The organism is Nocardioides sp. PD653-B2 (assembly GCF_002117935.1).
GTDB lineage: Bacteria > Actinomycetota > Actinomycetes > Propionibacteriales > Nocardioidaceae > Nocardioides.
Genome location: NZ_BDJE01000001.1, coordinates 1 through 20,637 on the forward strand (window position 1 = coordinate 1; position 20,637 = coordinate 20,637).

Consider the following 20,637-nt stretch of genomic DNA (forward strand, 5'->3'; position numbering starts at 1 on the left):
GGTCCTGGCCGGCGGCACGCTGGACGACTCGGTGGGCTGGTTCGTGCGCCCGACCGTGGTCGAGTCCACGGACCCGACCGACCAGATGTTCTCCACCGAGTACTTCGGCCCGATCCTGGTCGTGCACGTCTACGAGGACGGCGACTACGAGAAGGTCGTGCACCAGCTCGAGTCGGTCGCACCGTACGCCCTGACCGGTGCGGTCATCGCCCAGGACCGCCGGGTGATCGCGTGGACCCAGGAGGCGCTGCGCTTCGCGGCCGGCAACTTCTACGTCAACGACAAGCCCACCGGTGCCGTGGTCGGACAGCAGCCCTTCGGCGGCGGTCGCGCGTCCGGCACCAACGACAAGGCCGGCGCAGCGGTCAACCTGCTGCGCTGGACCTCACCGCGGTCGATCAAGGAGACGTTCGTGCCACCCACGGACTACCGCTACCCCTACCTGGGCTGACGACGCGCCGGTGGCTCGGCGCGGGGTAGCGACCTGCGGACACGACCGGCTGGATCCCTTCACCCCACGCGGGGTGAAGCCTGAGCGGGACGCTCGGCGACCCAGGGTGACCCTCATGTGCAACAAGCCGTCCATGGGCGGCTTCACATGGCACATTGCACATGGCCGTCCGGTCCGCCGGCGCACAGTATTTGGGGCAACCACTCCTTGGAGGTGCGCCCATGAAGCTCACTGTCGTCAGCCCGTTGCTCGGCGAGGAATTCGCCGACGGCGTTCGCAAAGAGGTCGCCCAGTGGGCGGGTCCCGACACCGTGATCGACGTCGTCAAGGTCGACCGGGGGGTGGCGTCCATCGAGTCGGAGTACGACGAGGCCCTGGCCGGACCCGGGATCCTCGAGCAGGTCGAGCTGGCGGTCGAGCGGGGCGCGGAGGGCATCTTCGTCACCTGCTTCGGTGACCCCGGGGTGCACGCGGCCCGCGAGATCGTGGACGTCCCGGTGGTGGGCGGCTTCGAGCCGGCCATGCTGAACGCGCTCTCCCTCGGCGAGTCCGTCGGCGTCATCACCGTGCTGGACAACGTGGTCCCCATGATCCGCGGCCTGGTGCGCAGGTACGGCCTGGGCGACCGGTGCAGCTCGGTGCGCGTGGTCGACCTGCCCGTGCTGGCCTTGGATGCCCACGAGCTCCTGCTCGAGCGGCTCTACACCGAGGCCCGGTCCGTGGTCGACAGCGGCGAGGCCGACGTGATCGTCCTGGGCTGCACCGGCATGATCGGCGTCGCGGCCGCCGTGCAGCAGCGGCTCGAGTCCGACGGGGTCTTCGTGCCCGTCGTCGACCCGACCGGCGCCGCCATCCTCTGGCTGGAGTCGCAGATCCGGCTCGGGCTCCGCCCCAGCCGGGCCACCTACATGCCACCGCCGCCCAAGGAACGCCGCATGTGAGTGCGCCCGGAGCGGCGCTCCCGACGTTCGGCTAGAGATCCTTCAGTTCGGAAAGGCACCAGCATGCGCATCGGGATCGATGTGGGAGGCACCAACACCGATGCCGTCCTGATGGATGGTCATCGGGTGATGGGCGCGGTGAAGTCGGCGACGCAACCCGACGTCTCCTCGGGTATCAAGGCGACCCTCGAGAGCCTCCGGGAGCAGAGTCCGTTCGCGTCGGGCGACATCCGGGCCGTGATGATCGGCACCACGCACTTCATCAACGCGCTCGTCGAGGCCCGGCACCTGGCGCCCACGGCGGCGCTGCGGCTGGGGCTGCCGGCGACCAGCTCCCTGCCGCCGCTCGTCGACTGGCCGGAGCGGTTGGTGCAGGCCATCGGCGGGCGTGCCTACCTGGCCCGCGGTGGCCACGAGTTCGACGGGCGCCACATCGCGGAGCTCGACGAGGACGAGCTGCGCCGGCACGTCCAGGACATGGCCGCGCACGGCATCCGCTCGCTGGCGATCTCGTCGGTGTTCTCTCCCATCAACTCCGAGTTCGAGCTGCGGGCGGCCGAGATCGTCGCCGAGGAGGTCGGGCCGGGGATGGCGGTCTCGATGTCCCACGAGATCGGCCGCGTCGGGCTGCTGGAGCGCGAGAACGCCACAATCATCAACGCCGCCCTGCGTGAGCTGGCCCTGGGGATCGTGGACGGGCTGGCGGACACCCTGGCCAGCCTCGGCATCGACTCGCCGCTGTACCTCAGCCAGAACGACGGCACGCTGATGGACATGGAGTTCGCCCGCCGCTACCCGGTGGCGACCTTCGCGTCCGGCCCCACCAACTCCATGCGCGGCGCGGCCATCCTCTCGGGCCTCAAGGACTGTGCGGTGGTCGACGTCGGTGGTACGACGAGCGACGTCGGCGTCCTGGCCAACGGCTTCCCCCGCGAGGCGACGACCGAGGTCACCGTCGCGGGAGTGCGCACCAACTTCCGGATGCCTGACGTGCTGAGCATCGGCATCGGTGGCGGCAGCCTGGTCCGCGCCAACGAGGCCGGCGCGACCGTCGGCCCCGACTCCGTGGGCTACCGCCTGACCCAGGAAGCCCTGGTCTTCGGCGGCAGCACCCTCACGGCCACCGACATCGCCGTCGCGTCCGGACGCGCCGACGTGGGCGACCGCTCCCTCGTGGCGCACCTCGACCGCTCGATGATCGAGGCGGCGCTGGCCCGGATCGGGGCGGATGTCGCCGACGCCGTGGAGCGCATGCGCACCTCGGCGGACTCCCTGCCCGTGGTCGCGGTCGGTGGCGGCTCCATCCTGCTTCCCGACCGGTTGGAGGGCTGTGGTGACGTCCACCGCCCCGAGAACTTCTCGGTCGCCAACGCGATCGGAGCCGCCATCGCGCAGGTCGGTGGCATGGTCGACCGCATCTACTCCATCGCGCCCGGACAGCGCGATGCGATCTGCGACGAGGCCCGGCAGGAGGCGCAGGACCGCGCCGTCGCAGCCGGTGCCGACCCCGCGACGGTCTCGATCGCCGACTTCGACGAGGTGCCGATCCCGTACCTGCCCGGCAACGCCACCCGGATCCGCTGCAAGGCGGTCGGGGACCTCTGGATGGAGCGATGAGCATGCGTGTCACCCCGAAGGACCTCGTCCCCATGGCCCGCGGCGCAGCGGTGCTGGGCGGCGGTGGCGGCGGCGACCCCCACATCGGGCGGCTGCTCGCCCAGAGCGCCATGCGTGAGCTGGGCGACGTCGAGATCGTGTCCCCCGACCAGGTTCCCGCGGACGCGTGCGTGCTGCCGATCGCGATGATGGGGGCCCCGACCGTGATGGTGGAGAAGATCCCGTCGGCCGGTCAGATCTCCCTGGCGCTGGAGACCCTCGCCCGCTACCTGGGCCGCACGCCCACCCACGTCGCCTGCATGGAGGCGGGGGGTGTGAACTCCATGGTGCCGTTCGTCGCCGCCGCCCGCCTCGGCCTGCCGCTGATCGACGGCGATGCCATGGGCCGCGCCTTCCCCGAGCTCCAGATGGTGCTGCCCACCATGTCCGGCGTCTCGGCGACCCCGATGTCGATCGTCGACGACAAGGGCAACAAGGGCGTCTTCGACACCATCGACAACAACTGGGCGGAGCGGCTGGCCAGGTCCGCGACGATCGACATGGGGTGCGCCCCGATCGTCTCGCTGTACGCGATGTCGGGCACCGAGGTGCGCGACTGCTTCGTGCCCGGCACCCTCAGCCTCTGCCTCTCGATCGGGACGGCCATCGAGAGCGCCCGGGCGAGCAACCAGGACCCGGTGGACGCGTTGGTCGAGGCGCTGGGCGGCAAGCTGGTCCACACCGGGAAGGTGGTCGACGTCACCCGTCGTACGGTGGCCGGGTTCGCCCGCGGTGAGGCCGTCGTGACCGGGCTGGACGGCGCCGCCGGGAGCCAGATGGTGCTGAAGTTCCAGAACGAGCACCTCATCGCCGAGCTCGACGGGGAGGTGCTCGTGACGACGCCGGACCTCATCGTCGTCGTGGACGCCGAGACCGGGGAGCCGATCACCACCGAGACGCTGCGCTTCGGGCACCGGGTCGCGGTCGTCGCCGCCCCCATGGACGAGCGCTGGCACACGCCGGCCGGCATCGAGCTGGTGGGGCCGCGCTACTTCGGCTACGAGGTCGACCCGGTCCGCTTCGACGGCACCCCCTCGCAGGAGGCGCGCCTAACTCACGTCTGAGGGCGGGATCCAGATCGTCCGGCAGGCGAGGTGGAGAGCCAGTCGTTCGGAGGGGTCGGCGAGGTCGACGGCGAGCAACGAGCGGATGCGGGTCAGCCGCTGGGACACCGTGTTGCGGTGGATCCCGAGGATCGCGGCGGTCTCCGAGACCGACGACTCCTCGTCGAGGTACGTCGTGAGCGTGTGCAGCAGGTCGCCCGGCTGGTCCTCCAGCGGAGCGAGGAGAGACCGGGCCGCGGGTTGGAAGGTGTCGGTCCGGGTCCAGGCCAGCAGCGTCTGACCCAGGCCCAGCCGGTCCACGTGCAGGAACCGCCCGCTGGCCACCCGGCCGGCCGCCAGGCGCGCCGCCTCCCCGGCCTCACCCAGGGTGCGGGCGACGCCGCGCGGACCCGCGTGGCAGCGCCCGACGCCCACGGCGGTCGCCGTGGTCGTCGAGAGCCGACGCTGGGCGCGACGGATCTGACCTGCTCGCGCCTCCACGTCCGCACCTCGCGGCTCGTCCTCGGACGTGATCCAGGCGGACCACCCGTCGCCCTGCTCCACGACGACGGCCTCCAGCCCCTCCTCGTGGAGGGCGCTGATCAGCTCGGGGCGCTGGGCCACGGGGTCGACGTCGGGGCCGGTGTCGATGCGGATGCCGAGATGCCAGCCGTCGAGTCGCCACCCGGCCTCCAGCGCGCGACGACGGGTGGTGGGCGCCAGGTCGTCGGGGGCGTTCAGCAGCTCGCCCAGCAGCGAGGCGCGTGCCCGCGCGTCCCGCTCGACGGCGAGGCGGCGCAGGCTGGCGCGCTGTCCGATCACCGCCGCAGCCACGGAGAGGGCGGCGCTCAGCGCGGCGCTCTCGGCCGGCAGGTCGTGGGGGAGCCGGGCGACCAGCCACATCGTGGCGTCCCGCGCCGTCGTCGGCGGGACCGGGTGGGCGATCAGGAGGGCCGAGCCGGACAGCTCGACCCGCTCCGTGACGCGGGAGCGGGCCGCCACGGCGGTCAGCGTCCGGGCCACGGTCTCGCGGTCCTCCTCCATCACGACGTCGGCGCCCAGGAGCGTGTCGCCCCCGGCGGCCACCAGGGCCAGGGGCCGGCGCAGGACCGAGCCGACCGCCTTCATCACGTCCTCGACCCCCTCCCCGGAACGGGCGGCCATGGACGTCACCCGGAGGACGGTCTCGGACGCGTGCAGGTCCGCCTCCGAGACCAGCCTCCGCGCGGCCAGGGCGGCGGTCAGGGGGTCGTCCGCGCCGAGGACGGTCAGCCCGACGCGGGCGGCCAGCAGCGACGACGGCTGCGAGAGCGGGGACGAGTCGCCGATCAGCAGGGCCGAGGCGCCACCGGCGGCCGCGGTCTGGATGAGGACGTCGATGTGCCAGTCGTCGCGCAGCGGTGGTTGCAGCACGGTCAGCAGGTGCCCCTCGAGGTCGGCTGCCCGACCACGGATGTCGGCGACCAGCGAGACCCCGCCGACCATCAGGGTCGGCGCCGGCGACGAAGCCAGGACCTTCACCTGCTGCCAGTCCGCGTGGTCGAGCAGGGCGACCAGCGGCACCGGAGCGTCGGCGCTCACGACCGCCCCTCCAGCAGCAGGGGCGGGCAGTCGATGGCGAACGCGGCCGGAGACACCCGCTCGACGTGGCCCGAAGCGAGCCACCACGCCGGGGCCGGCAGCACCAGCACGAAGACCTCGTCGCCGCGACGCAGGGCGTCGACCGCCAGCGGCCTGTTCGTCCGACGGTCGAGCAGGCAGATGAGATCGGGGACCGTGGCCCGGGGCTGACCGTCGACCAGCACCATCAGGAACTCGTTCTCCGTCTCGATCCGGAGCACCGGGCCGTGGCGGTCGAGGACCGTCACCGACGACTCGGACTGCAGCCCGCCGTCCGAGGTGTGCCTCAGGACGTCGTGCACACGGCCCTCGCCGAGGATCTCGCCGCCCAGCACCTCGGCGACCTCCGCGGCGTCCGCCATCATGCGCAGCGAGCCGTGCGCGCGGCCGAGATCGAGAGCCCGGCCCAGGGTCCCCACGCAGGCGGTCTCGTCCAGCGACGCAGCGGGACCCGGCGCGAGCGCCAGGGCTGCCCAACCGCCGGTCCCCGCGAGCGCCGAGCGGATCGTCCGCTCGACCTCGGTGGGGGAGGCCCGGTCGAGGACCATCGTGTGCCCGCCGGGGAACGCCAGCGCGCACGGGGTCAACGCCAGCTGCGCCGCCACCCAGGTCAGCTGGTCGAGCCTGGGCAGCCCGCGTCCGGCCAGGTCTGCGTCGACGTACGGCAGCCCGAGGTGCAGTGCGGCGACGAGCGCGGTGACGCCGTTGAGGCCGGCGGTCTCGATCGCCATGACCGCGTCCGGCGACGCCCCCGTCCACCGGCCGGTGGCGGCGACCGCCGCGCCGAACTCGCCGCCGTGCGGGAGCTTCTCCGTGAACACGCTGGTGGCACCCACCATCCCGACCGGGACGACGCTCGCGCCGGCCAGCTCGGTGGGGGCGTGCAGCACGAGCTCGCCGTCCCCGAGCTGCGAGCGCAGCACGGACGAGAAGGGGTGCGGGTCGCCCGCGCCGCCCGAGCCCAGGAGGCACAGCCCGACCGCCAGCGCCTCGAGGTCCGCCGCGCGCAGGGTCCGCGACACCGGGAGGCTCATGCCCTTGATTCTCTCACTCGTCCCCCGTTCCGTGTGCAGGTGGCATTGCCCGCGGGACGCGACCGAGCGATGTGCACATATGTCCGACGATCGGGCGTTGGGACCATGAGGTAGTCGCAGCACCAGTGGGGTGCCGGCCGTCGGCAGTCGCCGCGGATGACAGTGGAGGAACGCAAACGATGAAGAAGCAGATCCTGTCTGCACTGGGCGTGCGGCCGCGGCGGCGACTCACGATCGCCGCACTCCTGCTGCCCCTGGCCCTGGCCGGCTGTTCCAGCCCCGGCGAGTCGTCGTCGACGAGCAGCGAGTCCGCGAAGGGCGAGGTCTCCCAGGCCGCCACCGACACGGTCGAGAAGTTCAAGTCGGTCACCGACTTCGTCTCGCCCGGGCCCGCCGTGGACGTCGCCAGCCTGGCCGGCAAGAGCGTGTTCGTCATCCCCCTGCTCACCACCAACGACTACAACATCCAGATCAACGCAGCGATGGAGCGTGTGGCCGAGCTCGCGGACGTCGACTTCGAGGTCTACACGAACGAGGGACAGCCCAACCAGTGGGTCGCCGGTATGAACCAGGCGATCGCGAAGGGCGTCGACGTCATCATCCTCAGCGGCGGCACCGACCCCCGCGCGCTGGAACCGCAGATCAAGGAGGCCCGTGACCGGGGCATCAAGGTCGTGGTGAGCATGTTCTGGGACACCTCGGCCCAGTACGCCCCCGACTGCTCGGGTCTCAGCGTCGACTGCGTCGACGGTGTGGACGCCATCGTGGCCGCGCCGTACCAGACCGCCACCCGCCTCAACGCCGACTGGATCGCCGTGGACTCCGACGGTGCCGCGAACATCCTCGTGGTGACCTCCAACGACGCCGGCCCCAGCCCGGGCCAGGAGGCGGCCTTCAAGGACGAGATCGCGACCGCGTGCCCCTCCTGTGAGACGACGTTCGCCAACGTGCCGATCAGCAAGTGGACGACCTCGGTGCAGTCGACGGTGCAGTCCGAGCTGGTGCGCAACCCCGACATCGACTACGTGGTGCCGCTCTACGACAACATGGCCAGCTACGCCGTCGCCGGCATCACCGCCGCCGGCAAGCAGGGCCAGGTCCAGGTCGTCACCTTCAACGGCACCCCGGCCGTGCTCAAGATGATCCAGGACGGTGACGTCGTGACGATGGACGTCGGCGAGTCCCTCGAAGGAGCCGGGTTCGCCGCCATGGACAACGCCTTCCGGCTGATGGCCGGCATGGAGCCCTCCCGCGTGGCCGACATCGTGCCGGTGCGCATCTTCGACACCTCGAACATCGACGAGGCGGGCACCCCGCCCGAGGTGAACAAGGGCTACGGCGACGACCTGGAGGCCCAGTACCTCGAGGTCTGGGGTCTCGGATGACCGATCCGGCACACCCCGTGCTCCGGATGGCCGGCGTCGGCAAGACGTTCGGGCTCACCCGGGTGCTCCGGGACGTGGACCTCACCGTTCGCCGCGGTGAGGTCCACGGCCTGCTCGGCCAGAACGGGTCGGGCAAGTCGACGCTGATCAAGATCCTCGCCGGGTTCCACACCCCCGACGAGGGGACGGTGGAGCTCGACGGTGTCTCCGTCGAGCTGCCGCTCTCCGCCGCCGACCGGCGTGACCACCGGCTCCGGTTCGTCCACCAGGACCTGGCCCTGCTCCCGTCGCTGACGGTGCTCGAGAACCTGATCGCCGACGACGTGGCCACCGGCGCCGGCATCCGGCCCCGGCGCAAGCGCGCGGAGCTCGCCCGGGCGACCGCGCAGTTCGACCGCTTCGGCATCTCGCTGCGCCCGGACACGCTCGTGCGGGACATCTCGCGCCTGGACCGCGCCAAGCTGGCCATCGCCCGCGCGGTGAGCCACCTCGGCGACGCGGACGGCGCCGTGCGCGGGCTCCTGGTGCTCGACGAGCCGACCGCGTTCCTCCCGCAGAGCGAGGTCGCCGAGCTGATCGCGCTGATGCAAGCGGTGGCAGCGCAGGGCGCGGGCGTGCTGTTCGTGTCGCACGACCTCGACGAGGTGTTGACGGTGACCGACCGGGTCAGCGTCCTGCGTGACGGCGAGCTGGTCGGCAGCGAGGACACCGCGTCGCTGGCGCGCGAGGACCTCGTCCGGATGATCGTGGGCCGGACGGTCTCGACCCTGAGCGCCGGCTCCGCTCCCGTTCACGCGGCTCGCGAGCGCCCGCGTCTCCAGGTGAGCGCGCTGCGCGGCGGGGCGGTGGAGCACCTCGACCTGAGCGTGCAGCCGGGTGAGGTCGTCGGCCTCACCGGTGTGATCGGCTCCGGGTTCGACGAGGTGACCCAGCTGCTCTTCGGGGCGCAGCGGGCGACCGGTGGCTCCGTCGCGGTCGACGACCTCGAGCTCGAGGCGCGCCGGCTGTCTCCCTCCACCGCGATCAACGCCGGGGTCGCCTACCTGCCCAGCGACCGTGCGGTCCAGGGCAGTGCTCCGACCCTGACCGTGGGCGAGAACGTCACGCTGCTCTCGCTGCGGCAGGGTGGTGGGCCCTTCGCCCTGATCGGCAGGAGGCTCGAGCGGCACGCCGGCAAGCTGCTCCGCGACCTCGACGTACGTCCCCCCCAACCGGGGCTGGCCTACGCCTCCCTCAGCGGTGGGAACCAGCAGAAGGCGATGATGGCGAAGTGGCTCGTGACCGGGCCCAAGGTGCTCCTGCTCAGCGAGCCCACGCAGGGCGTCGACGTCGGGGCGCGCGAGCAGATCTTCACCCTGATCGCCGAGGCGGCCCGGCAGGGCTGCGCGGTGGTGTGCTCGAGCTCCGATCTCGACCAGCTCGCCCAGATCTGCAACCGCGTGCTGCTCATGCGGCGCGGTGTCGTCTCCGACGAGGTGCACGGACAGGCCGTCACCAAGGCCGGCCTCACCGACATGCTGTTCGCCGACGCCGTGCCCAGGTCGTCCCGCCTGGCCTCGGACGCCTGATCAATCCGCAATCCCTGCCCGTGAAGAGAGTCGACATGTCAGTGAGAACAACTACCGGAAAGGGCGCGGAGGCCGTCGCGCCGACCCGGCCTGGCGCCCGTCGCTGGACCTCGCGCATCGAGGCCGGCGCGCTGCCCGTGGCCTGGCTCGTCGTCTTCGTCGTGTTCGCCGTGCTGCTGCCGAACACGTTCCTGAGCACTGCCAGCATCTCCAACATCCTGGGATCGCAGGCGGTCCCCCTCGTGCTGACGCTGAGCCTGGTGCTGCCGCTGGTGTGCGGTGACTACGACATGTCGGTCGCGTCCGTCGCCACCCTCACGGCCATGGTGATCGGCATCTTGAACGTCAACCACGGATGGTCGATCGGCGCCGCGATCGCGGCCGGCCTGGTGGCGGCCCTGCTCGCCGGGCTGGTGAACGGCGCCGTGATCGTGCTCTTCGGGGTCGACTCACTGATCGTCACGCTCGGCACGGGCACCGTGATCCAAGGCCTCGTCCTCTGGATCAGCGACTCCACCACGATCAGCGGCATCTCGACCTCGCTCGTCGACCTCGTCATCGGCTACAAGCTGTTCAGCGTGCCGGCGGCGTTCTACTACGGCCTCGTGCTCTGCATCGTGCTCTGGTACCTGCTCCAGCACACCGCGCTCGGCATGCGCATGCTCTTCGTGGGCCGGGGACGCGACGTCGCCCGCCTCAGCGGCATCAAGGTCGGGCGCGTCCGCATGGGTGCCCTCGTGGCCTCCGCCGGACTGGCCGGAGTGGCGGGCACCCTGTACGCGGGCACCACGGGTTCGGCGGACCCGAGCTCGGGCACCTCGTTCCTCCTGCCGGCGTTCGCCGCGGTCTTCCTCGGGGCGACCACCGTGATCCCGGGCCGCTTCAACGCCTGGGGCGCGTTCATCGCCGTCTACTTCCTCGCCACGGGCATCACCGGGCTCCAGCTCCTCGGGGCCGAGAGCTTCGTGCAGCAGCTGTTCTACGGCGGCGCGCTGGTCATCGCCGTCTCCCTGGCCCAGCTGGCTCGGCGACGCGAGGCGAGCAGCGCCGGCACCGCCACCTGATGGTGGGTCCGACGCTGCCGGTGGCCGACTGCCACAACGACCTCCTGCTCGGCGTCCTGCACCAGCGCGAGCGCGGCCTGGCCGACCCGTTCGGGGACTTCTGGCTGCCGCAGCTGCGGGCCGGCGGCGTGGTCCTCCAGGTGCTCCCGGTCTTCACCGAGGAGCAGCATGTGGGCGAAGGGGCGCTGCGCCGAAGCCTGCAGGTGCTCGAGGAGGCCCGCCGGCTGGCCGACGTACACGCCGCCGACGTGGCGATCTGTGAGCGCGGCGACCAGATCCGGCCCACGATCGAGAGCGGCCGCATCGCCCTCGTCCTCGCCCTCGAGGGTTGCGAGCCGATCGGCCACTCCCTCGAGCTGCTCGACACCTTCCACCGCCTCGGCGTGCGCATCGCCTCGATGACCTGGAACCGTCGCACGATGATGGCCGATGGGGTGGGCGAGCAGGATGCAGGCGGGCGCCTGACGACGCTGGGGCTCGAGGCGGTCGCGGAGATGGAGCGACTGGGCATGGTCGTCGACGTCAGCCACCTGTCCGAGACGGGCTTCTGGCACCTGGCGTCGGTCGCCACCAGGCCCTTCGTCGCCAGCCACTCCTCCTGCCAGGCCCTGCAGGCGCACCCGCGCAACCTGACCGACGAGCAGATCCGGGCCGTGGCCGACAGCGGCGGGTTCGTGGCCATCAACGGCTTCGGGCCGTTCCTGTCCGACGCCGCCACGGTCGACTCGTTCCTGGCCCACGTCGGACACGCCGTCACGCTGGTCGGTTCGGACCGGGTCGCGCTCGGCCTGGACTTCATGCGCGACCTCGTCGACGCGGTCGACCCCGTGCTCGGCGGTGCGCTCGTCGACCCCGACGCGCTGCCCTGGGTCGACGGCCTCCAGCGGCCCGCGGACCTCGCCGCGCTCGCGGTGCGGCTGGAGGAGACCCTCGGGCCGCGAGCCGGCCGCCAGGTGTGTGCCGACACGGTCATCGACACTCTCGCGCAGCACCTGGCCTCCGCGCCCCTCTGACCGGCCTCCTGGCCGCGAGGCCGGCCGGGTGAGGGCGGCGACGTGGTTCCGGGCGGGGTGCTGATCCCACCCGCCGCGGAGAGCCCCGTTCGGCTGTCGCGAACGTTCTCCTGTCGCGAACGCGACCCTTGAGCCACGGTTGGTGCGATGCGACGTTCGTCACACCGCGCCCCGTGAGACCTAGGAGAGCCGACCATGGCCACAGTCGTTCCCGTCGACGAGTTCGTGACCGAGGAGTGGTACCCCGGCTTCCGGCCGGCCCTGGACCATGCCGGCTGGGCAGTAGAGCCGTTCCGGACCTTCGACAAGGCCGACGAGGAGCGCTTCTGGTTCCTCGACTTCCACTGGCCCCGCGGCCTCACGCCGATGGGCCTGATCTGGAACGAGGACGGCTACTCCTGGGGGACCCAGCTGGCTGCGGAGGCCCTGCCGCTGCCGCCCGGCCGGGGCATCACCCAGCGGATCGCCGGGACCCACACGTACGCCGCCGCGATCGACGTGACCGACGAGTGGGAGATCGGCGAACGGGCACGCCGCATGATGCAGAACCTGCCGCGCTTCCTCGAGAGCTTCGAGGGCATCTGGGCCGAGCGCCGCCACGAGGTCGAGTCGTGGTGGACCCACCTGCGCTCGGTCGACCTGCGGTCGCTGGAGCTCGCGGAGCTGGGCGGCTACCTCCGCAAGGCGCGCCAGTTCCACAAGCGTGCCTTCGAGATCCACTTCGAGGTGATGTACCCGCTGCTCGCCAATTACGTCGGCTTCTACGGCGCCTGCACCGAGATGGGCATCGACCCGGGGGAGATCGCCAAGTTCCTCCAGGGCTACGACACCAAGATCATGGAGACCGACCGAGCCCTGTGGGGCCTCACCCGCAAGGCTCGCAACGCCGGTCTCGGCGAGGTCTTCGCCGCACACGACGCCACCGGCATGCGCGCCGCGCTGTCGGCGCGCGGCGGGGCGGCCGCCGGCTGGCTGACGGAGTTCGACGACTTCCTGCAGGTCTACGGCTACCGCACCGAGGGCTCCTGCGACATCGCGCTGCCGTCCTGGATCGAGGACCCGACCCCGGCCCTGGGCATGGTGAAGACGTTCCTCCTCAAGGAGTCCGACCACGATTTCGAGGCCGCACGGGCCAACGCGGTCGAGGAGCGCGAGACCGCGATCGACGCGGCCCGATCGTCCCTGTCCCGGGAGGAGCAGGAGGTCTTCGACGCCGGCCTCGCGTCCTGCCAGGCGGCGAACTTCCCCTGGTGGCAGGACGACCACAACTACTACATCGACCTGCGGGTCTCCCTGCCCATGCGCTGGGCGACCCAGCAGATCGCCGACGTGGTCGGCGCCGACGCGTCCGACGACACGATCTTCCTGTTCTGGCCGGAGCTCCTGCAGGTGGTCGACGGCGAGCGGAACTTCGCAGAGTTCAAGGGCATCATCAACGACCGCAAGCAGTACTTCGACCACTGGTACGAGCGCCGGGCGAACATGCCCAAGGTGCTCGGCACCATCCCGGAGGCGGTGACCGACCCGATCCTCATCGAGATCTTCGGACTGAACTCGCACTTCCTCAAGGCGGTGCAGGCGGCGGGCAACGACGGCGACGTGAAGACCCTGTCCGGCGTCGCCGCCGCGCGGGGGAGCGCCCGCGGGATCGCGCGCGTGCTCACCAACGCCGACGAGCTGCACCGGGTGCAGCCGGGGGAGATCTTGGTGTGTGAGTCGACCTCCCCCAACTGGACGCCCGCCTTCGCCAAGATCGCCGCCTGCGTCTGCGACGGCGGCGGGACGCTGTCCCACGCCGCCATCGTCGGGCGGGAGTACGGCGTGCCGACGGTGACGGCCGTGGGCCTGGCGACGGTCGTGATCAGCGACGGCGACGAGGTGGAGGTCGACGGGACGAACGGGACGGTCACGGTCTTCAAGCACGCCGGGCACCCGGACGAGGTCGTCCCGGCGTGAATCTCGTCCTGGACCTCGCCGAGCTCGCCCCGGACACGGCCACGTCGGTCGGCGGGGCGAAGATCGGCCGGCTGGTCGAGATGGGGGCGGCCGGCACCGTGGTTCCGGGCGGCTTCGTCCTGGGTGTCGAGGCCTACCGGGCGCACTTCCGGGCGTCCGGGCTGGACGAGCGGATCGGCGGCATCGTCGGACCGCTGTCGGGGCGGTCCTCGGACGACGAGCTGACCGCGGCATCCGAGGAGATCGTCGCGGCGATCCGCCAGGTCGCGTTGACGGCCGAGCTCTGCGACGCGATCGCCGAGAGGTACGCCGCGCTGTGCGAGCGTGGCCGCGACGTCGCGCTGCCCGTCGCCGTACGGAGCTCGGCGACCGGAGAGGACGGCGCGCAGTCGAGCTTCGCCGGCATCTTCGAGACCTACCTCGGGATCAGTGGTGCGGCAGAGGTGATCGACGCGGTGCGGGACTGCTGGGCCAGCCTGTTCGGACCCCGGGCCCTGTGCTACCGCCTGGAACGCGGGATCTCCCACCACGACATGCCGATGGCGGTGGGCGTCTTGGAGCTGGTCCCGGCCAAGGCGTCGGGCGTCGCGTTCTCGGTGCACCCGGTCAGCGGCAAGGGTGACCGGATCGTGGTCGAGGGATCGTGGGGGTGGGGCGAGGCGGTGGTCCAGGGGCTGGTCACTCCTGACCGGGCAGAGGTCGGCAAGTCGGACCTGCGGCCGCTGCGCTACACGGTCGCCACCAAGAAGGTGATCTCGGACTACGACCCGTCGCGTCGGCGGGTCGCCGAGCGCGAGATGCCGGCGGAGCTGCAGGACGCGCGAGTCCTCGACGACGAGGAGCTGCGCGCCATCGCCGACACCGTCCGGCGCATCGAGCAGCACTACGGGCACGCCGTCGACGTCGAGTGGGTCCTCTCCAGCGACCGGACGCCTGGGGGCCCGGTGCACGTCGTCCAGTCGCGGCCGGTGACCGTCGGGGGGACCGCTGCGGCACCCTCCTCCTGGGACCCCGCGTCGTTCGCCCTCAGGTACGCCTTCCAGGGCAGCCGATGAGCCCCCGGGCCGACCTCGCCGACCGACCCGCCGAGCGCCGATGACCGGACACTGGACGGCTCCCTCCCGCCGCGATGTACTCGGGGGCGTGAACGAGCTGGCCACCCAGGACCCGCGCGGCCTCCGGTCGGTGACGATCGCGATGGGCGTGCTCGACTGCTTCACCAGCGCCGACGAGTGCGGCGCGTCCGACATCGCCAGGCAGCTCGGCATCGCCAAGAGCACCGCCAGCCGGATGCTGGCGACCCTCGCCGCGGGGGGTCTGCTGGAGCGTCGGACGAACGGCCGCTACCGGCTCGGGATCCGGCTCTTCGAGTACGGACAGCTCGCGGCCGACCGGCTCCTGCTCAAGGAGCTCGCCCTTCCCGTGCTCGGCGAGCTCCGGGACCGGGTCGGCGAGACGGTACAGCTGGGCATCCCGCTCGGCTCGGAGGTGCTCTACGTCGACCGGCTCGAGGGCACCCACGGATTGCGGTTCCACACCGAGGCGTTCCGCCGGGTACCCGGCCACTCGTCCAGCTGTGGGAGGGCGATCGCGGCCTTCAACCCGTCCGTCGAACAGGCGGTCCTCAACGCGAGGTTCCGCCGGCACACGCCCCACACCGTGATGGATCCCGAGCGTTACCGGGCCGGCCTCGCGGTGGTCCGGGACCGCAGGTGGGCGAGCGCGGAGGAGGAGTTCGAGATCGGGCTCTCCTCGATCGCGGTGCCCGTGCTCGTCCAGCGTGGTGACGCCCCGCGCGCCGTCGGCGCCGTCTCGGTCGCCGGCCCGACCCAGCGAGTCCTCGGCGCCCGACGCAACCACACGGTCGCCGCGCTGCTGCGTGCGGGGGAGCAGATCTCCCGGGCCCTCCTCCAGGTGGCCGACGGAGTGGAGACCGCGTAGGGGCACCCGCCGACGGATCCGGCGAATCAGGGCGCGGAGTTCGCGAACCGGCGGGTCCATGCGGCCGTCGCGTCGACCCCCCCGAAGGTGTAGAAGTGCAGGCGCAGGTCACCGTGGCGACGCTCGTCGTAGCGCGCTGCCAGCGCGTCGAGGAACCGGTCCGGACCGGCGCTGCCCATCAGGTTGCTGAGCGAGAGCCCGTACTTCTTGGCGATGCTCGCGCTGGTGCCCACCCCACACCGAGCGGCGTAGGCCAGGAGTCGTCGGGCGCCGGCCGGACCAGGCACCCCGACCCCGACCGGCACCGTCACGCCGCGCTGTCGGACCTTCTCCACCCACGAGAGCACCTGGTCGGCGTCGAACCCGAATTGGGTGGTGACGCTCGCCCCGATGGCGCGCTCGGCCAAGGCAGACATCTTCTGCTCCAGTGAGCGCCACAGCACGTCGTCGGGAATGTAGGGGTGTCCCTCCGGGTAGCCGGTGACCCCCACCTGACGGACGTCGTTGTCCTCGAGCACGCCGGACTCGATGACCGCCAACGTGTCGGCGTACGGTCCCTCGGGGGTCCGCGGGTCACCCGCGACCAGGAAGAGGTGCTCGGCATTGCCGTCGGCACGGAGAGCGCCGACGAACTCGTCGACCTCGGCGCGGCTCCGCAGGCGGCGGGCCGACACGTGCGGCACCGCGACCAGCCCTACCTCGCGGACGGTCCGGGCCGCAGCCAGGCGGAGGGAGAGGTCCTCCTGGGCCAGGTAGGTCACGTGCACCCGGGTCCCCGCGGGGATCGCGGCCCCGGCGCTGCGCAGGGCGCCGGCGTCCTTGCCGGTGATCTCGAGGGAGAAGTCGTGGAGCAGGCCGACCGCAGACGACGCGCCCCCGCGCGGCGTGATGGACATCGGTGCCTCAGTCGGCGTAGCTCTTGACCACGGTGGCGCGGATCTCCACCTGGCGGTGCGGCTCCAACCACGGTGCGCTCTTCGCGCCGCCCTCGGGCTCCCCCCACACGAGGGTCAGCTCCTTGCCCGGTTCCGCGTGCTCCGCCTCGACGACGGCCACGGACAGCATGGCCCGCTCGTTCCAGCTCGCGCACGTGTAGTTCGCGACACCGACCGTGCGACCTCGGTGGTCCAGGACCGCGTCGTACTGCCACGTGGAGTAGTTGGCGCGAGGCAGGTCGATGAACTTCGCGGGGGTCTCGCCGGGCGTGAGGTACGACGCGCAGACGCGCCCGAAGTCGTCGGCGTTCCACTCCAGCGTCACCTTGCGGCGGTGGTTCTCCCCGGCCATCCGCACGAGCGCTGCTCGCCCGACGAAGTCGTGGTTGAGCTTGATCAGGTGGCCGTAGCCCAGCTCGTACGGCGTGAAGTAGTAGTCCTCGATCCGCGGGGAGTAGAAGCTGCCCCCGATCGACCAGGTGGCCTCCTCGCAGCTGGCAGGCAGCCACTCGCGGAAGGGGCGCAATGCCTCGTCGGTGAAGATGCCCGGCAGCGGGCGGGCGATCCAGCCGAGCTCGACCGCCGTGGTGAAGTACGCCATCGAGCCCACCTGGCGCAGCTCGAAGTCCGCGCCGGCCTCGACGATGGCGGTCTTGACCGCCTCGCGCTCGTCCCAGGGTCCGTAGAGCTCGTAGCCGGGCCCGCCGGCCATCGTGTGTCGGAGGGCAGAGACCCGGTGGCCGGCGATGGTCAGCGAGATGATGTGGAAGGCGCGCGTGTCCGGGAGGGGCTCCCCGGTCAGCTTCTCCAGGAGGTCGAACGCGTGCGGTCCCTCGAGCTGGAACCGGTAGACCTTGCGCCGACCGGCGGGGTTGGCGGAGAAGATCTCGTCGCGCTCGATGCTGACGTCCCAGCTGCCCGTCTCGGCCTGGAAGGCGATCCAGTTGTGGCCGGCCGCGCGGCCGACGAGCGTGATCTCCTCGGGGTTCTCGCAGTACAGGATGCCGTCGCCGATGACGTGGCCCGCCGGGGTGCACGGCAGGAAGTGACGGGCGCGCTGGGGGCCGAACGTCTTGAACCCGTTCATGCCCAGCGACTCGAAGAAGGCCATGGCGTCCCGGCCGCGCACGTAGGTCTCGGTCATGTGGAAGGACTGGTCGTAGAGCGCCACCGTCTCCCGCCATGCCCGTTGCTCGTCGCGCCAGTTGGTGAACTCGGGGGAGACGAACCGAGTGGGCTGCCGCTGGACCGCGTCGCGCACCACCGAGCCCTTGCGGTTGCCGTACAGGTGGTCGACGAGGTTCGGGGTGGTGTCGATCAGGTCCTGGAGCGTCTGGGGCTCGCGCTGGTCGGTCATCGGGTCTCCTCGTCGCTGCGTCCGGTTGCCGACGGGACTCTCGTGCTGCCGCAGTTGTGGTTGCTCCGCGTCCCGCTCGGCGACCGTAGAAGTGGATCGTGTCGCAGTGGAAGGTCAACGTTCGGCCAGGACGAACGGCGCGTGGATGCGCGCCGGAGGCCGGCCTGCCGCCGGCCGGTGCCGTGGTGGCCAGGCCCTCGTCGGCCCAGGACGGGTACGCCGGGGCGCCGCCCGGTCTCCCGTCAGGAGGTGGGCCCGGCGTCCCAGTCGATCGCCATCTCCGGGCAGGCTGCCACCGCTCGGTCCAGAGCCGGCCGGTCGCGGTCGGTGATCTCCACCCCGGGGATCACCTCGGCGTGGCCGACCTCGTCGGCGGGGCGGAAGATCGCGGGTGCCAGGTGGTAGCACCGGCCGTGACCTTGGCAGGCGTCCAGGTCGATGCGTGGGGGGTTCACCATGACGGTCACTCTCGGTGCGTGGGCGGGTCAGAGGTCCAGGGTGAGCGAGGGGGACAGTGCACGGGAGACGCACACCATCATCGTGTTGCCGGCGGCCTGCTCCTCGGCGGTGAGCACCGAGTCGCGGTGGTCGACGACGCCGTCGAGGACGCCGGTCTCGCAGGAGCCGCAGGTGCCTTCCTGGCAGGAGGAGATGACGAAGACACCGGCGTCGTCGAGCACGTCGAGCAGGGACGTGCCGACGGGGACGGTGAGGTGCTTGCCGGAGCGGGCCAGCTCGACCTCGAACGGCGCGTCCGGGGCCCGGTCGGGCAGCTCCACCGGCGTGAACCGCTCCACCCGGACCCGCCCGGGCGCGGCGCCGGCCGACTCCGCCTCCCGCGTCATCGCCTCCGGTCCGCAGCAGTAGACGAGGGTGTCGTCCCCGGCGCCGCGCACGACTCCGGTGACGTCGAGCCGGGGGTGGGCGTCGGCCGCGTGCGGACTGACCCGGTAGGCGTACCTGCGCCGGAGCTCGGGGAGGAAGAGCATCTCGCTGCGGACCCGTCCGGCGTAGTACAGCTGCCACGGTACTTCCGCGCGCTCCGCGGCCTCGATCATCCCGAGGAGGGGGGTGATGCCGATGCCGCCGGCGATGAAGACGTAGCGAGCTGCCGGCGCCAGCGTGAAGTGGTTGCGCGGCCCGATCGCGGTCAGCGTCGTCCCGACCTGGACCGAGTCGTGCACGTACGCCGACGCTCCGCGGCCGGTCGCCTCCCGGAGGACGGCGACGCGCCAGGTCGTGCGTCCCGGTGGCGGGGGGAGCAGCGAGTACTGCCGCACCATGCCGTTGGCGAGCACCAGGTCGATGTGGGCTCCGGGCTCGAACGGCGGGAGTACGACGTCGCCGACCGGCTCGAGCTCGAGCACGACGACGGCACAGGTGGGCTGCGCGCGCGACCGCACGCGCACGGTGAGTGGCCTCATCGGATCTCCGCTACGCCGCCCGCCGGCCGCGGTCGAAGAGCACCGGCACCGACTCCATGCCGCTGGTGCCGCCGAGCGACCAGTGCGCCTGTGCTGCCGGGTCGAGCTCGAAGTCGGGGATGCGGCGCAGCAGCACGGACGTGGCCACCACGAACTCCAGCCGGATGAGGTGCGCGCCGAGGCAGCGGTGGGGGCCGTTGGACAGCGCGAAGTGCCTGTTCGGCGACCGGTCCGGCACGAAGGCGTCCGGGTCGGCGAACTGCCGCGGGTCCCGGTTGACCACGGGGGTGTAGGGGAACACCACCTCGCCCGCCTTGAGGTCCTGCCCCCCGATCGTCGCGTCCGCGGTGACCAGGCGAGACCCGCCGTTGGCGGGGCTGAAGTAGCGCAGGAACTCGTCGAACGACGTCGCCAGGAGGTCCGGGTCCGCCGCGAGCCGGCGACGCAGGTCGTGCTCGCGAGCGAGCAGCCAGACCGTGTCGCTCAACAGCTGGGAGCTGTTCTCGATGGCGCCGTCGACGAGGGCGCTGAAGAAGTCGAGGAGCTCGTCCTCGGTGAGCGCCCGGCCGTCGGGGTCCCGGTACTGCACCAGGAGCGACAAGATGTCGCTGCCGGGCCGACGCCTCCGGTCCCGCAACAGCTCATGGAACCGCGCGCTCAGGACCGAGCGTGCCTCCTCCACGTTGGCCAGGCCCAGTCCCTCCGCGTGCGAGAGTGCGTAGACCCAGGGCGTCAGCTCGGCGGCGTCCTGGATCGGCATGCCCATCATCCGGGCCACGAGGCGCTGGGGGATGACCCAGCCGAAGTCCCGACCGAGGTCGGCCGACCCGACGTCGATGAAGCCGTCGATGAGCTCCTCTGCGTCGCGGCGGAAGTCGTCGGTCATCGTGGCGACGTTCTGCGGGGAGAACCAGGCCTGGACGATGCGGCGGTAGCGCATGTGCTGCTCACCGTCGTAGCCGACCAGCATGATCGGCCTCCCCGTGATGTTCAGGAACGGTGGCGTGATCGGGATCTGGTTGCTGAACGTGCGGCTGTCGCGGTAGATCGCCCGAGCCTCGTCCCATCCGGTGACGAGCCAGAAGCCGCCGTAGTTCTCGCACCACCCGATCCGGGTGTCGGTCTCGACCGCCCGGTCGCGGACCTGTCGGACCGCGTCGATGGGCGTGCGGTCCTCGCCGATCGGCAGTCGGTAGTGATCGAAGTCGGCGAAGATGCTGCTCGACATCGGGATGTCTCCTCGTCTCGG

At 71.6% G+C, this 20,637-nt stretch carries 18 protein-coding genes; 11 read left to right on the forward strand and 7 right to left on the reverse strand.

Annotated elements, in window-relative coordinates; all coding sequences use genetic code 11:
* From PD653B2_RS00005 to PD653B2_RS00020, 4 genes are all read left to right on the forward strand, one after another.
* Positions 1-451 (forward strand): aldehyde dehydrogenase family protein (locus PD653B2_RS00005; RefSeq protein ID WP_123061205.1); only part of this gene is annotated, 451 nt, incomplete at its 5' end.
* Positions 452-672: 221 nt separating this feature from the next.
* Positions 673-1,392: an aspartate/glutamate racemase family protein gene (locus tag PD653B2_RS00010; protein WP_085870215.1), complete on the forward strand. Its 720-nt coding sequence runs from the start codon at positions 673-675 to the stop codon at positions 1,390-1,392.
* 63 nt (positions 1,393-1,455) lie between these two features.
* Entirely contained in the window at positions 1,456-3,009 is a 1,554-nt protein-coding gene (locus PD653B2_RS00015; protein WP_085870217.1) for a hydantoinase/oxoprolinase N-terminal domain-containing protein, read from the forward strand.
* Positions 3,006-4,112 carry a DUF917 domain-containing protein gene (locus tag PD653B2_RS00020; RefSeq protein ID WP_085870219.1) on the forward strand — a complete coding sequence of 369 codons (1,107 nt, stop codon included), beginning with the start codon at positions 3,006-3,008 and terminating at the stop codon, positions 4,110-4,112. Before PD653B2_RS00015 ends, PD653B2_RS00020 begins: the two co-directional genes overlap by 4 nt.
* Here PD653B2_RS00020 and PD653B2_RS00025 read toward each other — a convergent pair.
* Together PD653B2_RS00025 and PD653B2_RS00030 are read right to left on the reverse strand one after the other, a co-directional pair.
* Positions 4,098-5,672: a PucR family transcriptional regulator gene (locus PD653B2_RS00025; protein ID WP_085870221.1), complete on the reverse strand. Its 1,575-nt coding sequence runs from the start codon at positions 5,670-5,672 to the stop codon at positions 4,098-4,100. The genes PD653B2_RS00020 and PD653B2_RS00025 overlap by 15 nt on opposite strands.
* Positions 5,669-6,745: a DUF917 domain-containing protein gene (locus PD653B2_RS00030; RefSeq protein ID WP_085870222.1), complete on the reverse strand. Its 1,077-nt coding sequence runs from the start codon at positions 6,743-6,745 to the stop codon at positions 5,669-5,671. Before PD653B2_RS00030 ends, PD653B2_RS00025 begins: the two co-directional genes overlap by 4 nt.
* A 179-nt stretch (positions 6,746-6,924) precedes the next feature.
* Here PD653B2_RS00030 and PD653B2_RS00035 point away from each other — a divergent pair, with 179 nt between their 5' ends.
* The 7 genes from PD653B2_RS00035 to PD653B2_RS00065 all read left to right on the forward strand — a co-directional run bounded on the left by PD653B2_RS00035 (position 6,925) and on the right by PD653B2_RS00065 (position 15,672).
* Positions 6,925-8,130, forward strand: a complete 1,206-nt coding sequence (locus PD653B2_RS00035; protein ID WP_085870224.1) for a sugar ABC transporter substrate-binding protein — start codon at positions 6,925-6,927, stop codon at positions 8,128-8,130.
* Entirely contained in the window at positions 8,127-9,698 is a 1,572-nt protein-coding gene (locus tag PD653B2_RS00040; protein WP_085870226.1) for a sugar ABC transporter ATP-binding protein, read from the forward strand. Before PD653B2_RS00035 ends, PD653B2_RS00040 begins: the two co-directional genes overlap by 4 nt.
* A 35-nt stretch (positions 9,699-9,733) precedes the next feature.
* On the forward strand, positions 9,734-10,762 hold the full coding sequence (locus PD653B2_RS00045) for an ABC transporter permease (RefSeq protein ID WP_085870228.1): 1,029 nt from the start codon (positions 9,734-9,736) through the stop codon (positions 10,760-10,762).
* Positions 10,762-11,775 carry a dipeptidase gene (locus tag PD653B2_RS00050; protein ID WP_085870231.1) on the forward strand — a complete coding sequence of 338 codons (1,014 nt, stop codon included), beginning with the start codon at positions 10,762-10,764 and terminating at the stop codon, positions 11,773-11,775. The genes PD653B2_RS00045 and PD653B2_RS00050 overlap by 1 nt, the downstream gene beginning before the upstream one ends.
* A gap of 195 nt (positions 11,776-11,970) precedes the next feature.
* Positions 11,971-13,731, forward strand: a complete 1,761-nt coding sequence (locus tag PD653B2_RS00055; RefSeq protein WP_085870234.1) for a PEP-utilizing enzyme — start codon at positions 11,971-11,973, stop codon at positions 13,729-13,731.
* Entirely contained in the window at positions 13,728-14,786 is a 1,059-nt protein-coding gene (locus PD653B2_RS00060) for a PEP/pyruvate-binding domain-containing protein (protein WP_085870236.1), read from the forward strand. Before PD653B2_RS00055 ends, PD653B2_RS00060 begins: the two co-directional genes overlap by 4 nt.
* 88 nt (positions 14,787-14,874) lie before the next feature.
* The gene (locus tag PD653B2_RS00065; RefSeq protein WP_207559493.1) at positions 14,875-15,672 is read left to right on the forward strand and encodes an IclR family transcriptional regulator; all 798 of its coding nucleotides are present in this window, start codon (positions 14,875-14,877) and stop codon (positions 15,670-15,672) included.
* A 26-nt stretch (positions 15,673-15,698) separates the two neighbouring features.
* On the opposite strand, the gene PD653B2_RS00070 is transcribed toward PD653B2_RS00065, so the two are convergent.
* The 5 genes from PD653B2_RS00070 to PD653B2_RS00090 all read right to left on the reverse strand — a co-directional run bounded on the left by PD653B2_RS00070 (position 15,699) and on the right by PD653B2_RS00090 (position 20,616).
* Positions 15,699-16,568 (reverse strand): methylenetetrahydrofolate reductase, encoded by an 870-nt coding sequence (locus PD653B2_RS00070; RefSeq protein ID WP_085870239.1) that lies wholly within the window; start codon positions 16,566-16,568, stop codon positions 15,699-15,701.
* Positions 16,569-16,575: 7 nt separating this feature from the next.
* On the reverse strand, positions 16,576-17,964 hold the full coding sequence (locus PD653B2_RS00075) for a glycine cleavage system protein T (protein ID WP_085870242.1): 1,389 nt from the start codon (positions 17,962-17,964) through the stop codon (positions 16,576-16,578).
* Between the two features lie 242 nt (positions 17,965-18,206).
* Positions 18,207-18,422, reverse strand: a complete 216-nt coding sequence (locus tag PD653B2_RS00080) for a ferredoxin (RefSeq protein WP_085870269.1) — start codon at positions 18,420-18,422, stop codon at positions 18,207-18,209.
* Positions 18,423-18,449: 27 nt separating this feature from the next.
* The gene (locus tag PD653B2_RS00085) at positions 18,450-19,388 is read right to left on the reverse strand and encodes a PDR/VanB family oxidoreductase (RefSeq protein WP_085870245.1); all 939 of its coding nucleotides are present in this window, start codon (positions 19,386-19,388) and stop codon (positions 18,450-18,452) included.
* A gap of 10 nt (positions 19,389-19,398) precedes the next feature.
* The gene (locus tag PD653B2_RS00090) at positions 19,399-20,616 is read right to left on the reverse strand and encodes a cytochrome P450 (protein WP_085870247.1); all 1,218 of its coding nucleotides are present in this window, start codon (positions 20,614-20,616) and stop codon (positions 19,399-19,401) included.
* Between the last annotated feature and the right edge of the window lie 21 nt (positions 20,617-20,637).

Excerpts from the sequence above, each read along its gene's own strand:
- PD653B2_RS00055 (WP_085870234.1), top strand. The coding sequence starts at position 11,971 with ATGGCCACAGTCGTTCCCGTCGACGAGTTCGTGACCGAGGAGTGGTAC.
- PD653B2_RS00080 (WP_085870269.1), bottom strand. The coding sequence starts at position 18,422 with ATGGTGAACCCCCCACGCATCGACCTGGACGCCTGCCAAGGTCACGGC.
- PD653B2_RS00045 (WP_085870228.1), top strand. The coding sequence starts at position 9,734 with ATGTCAGTGAGAACAACTACCGGAAAGGGCGCGGAGGCCGTCGCGCCG.
- PD653B2_RS00020 (WP_085870219.1), top strand. The coding sequence starts at position 3,006 with ATGAGCATGCGTGTCACCCCGAAGGACCTCGTCCCCATGGCCCGCGGC.
- PD653B2_RS00085 (WP_085870245.1), bottom strand. The coding sequence starts at position 19,388 with ATGAGGCCACTCACCGTGCGCGTGCGGTCGCGCGCGCAGCCCACCTGT.
- PD653B2_RS00070 (WP_085870239.1), bottom strand. The coding sequence starts at position 16,568 with ATGTCCATCACGCCGCGCGGGGGCGCGTCGTCTGCGGTCGGCCTGCTC.
- PD653B2_RS00035 (WP_085870224.1), top strand. The coding sequence starts at position 6,925 with ATGAAGAAGCAGATCCTGTCTGCACTGGGCGTGCGGCCGCGGCGGCGA.
- PD653B2_RS00090 (WP_085870247.1), bottom strand. The coding sequence starts at position 20,616 with ATGTCGAGCAGCATCTTCGCCGACTTCGATCACTACCGACTGCCGATC.
- PD653B2_RS00015 (WP_085870217.1), top strand. The coding sequence starts at position 1,456 with ATGCGCATCGGGATCGATGTGGGAGGCACCAACACCGATGCCGTCCTG.
- PD653B2_RS00040 (WP_085870226.1), top strand. The coding sequence starts at position 8,127 with ATGACCGATCCGGCACACCCCGTGCTCCGGATGGCCGGCGTCGGCAAG.
- PD653B2_RS00050 (WP_085870231.1), top strand. The coding sequence starts at position 10,762 with ATGGTGGGTCCGACGCTGCCGGTGGCCGACTGCCACAACGACCTCCTG.
- PD653B2_RS00010 (WP_085870215.1), top strand. The coding sequence starts at position 673 with ATGAAGCTCACTGTCGTCAGCCCGTTGCTCGGCGAGGAATTCGCCGAC.
- PD653B2_RS00030 (WP_085870222.1), bottom strand. The coding sequence starts at position 6,745 with ATGAGCCTCCCGGTGTCGCGGACCCTGCGCGCGGCGGACCTCGAGGCG.
- PD653B2_RS00075 (WP_085870242.1), bottom strand. The coding sequence starts at position 17,964 with ATGACCGACCAGCGCGAGCCCCAGACGCTCCAGGACCTGATCGACACC.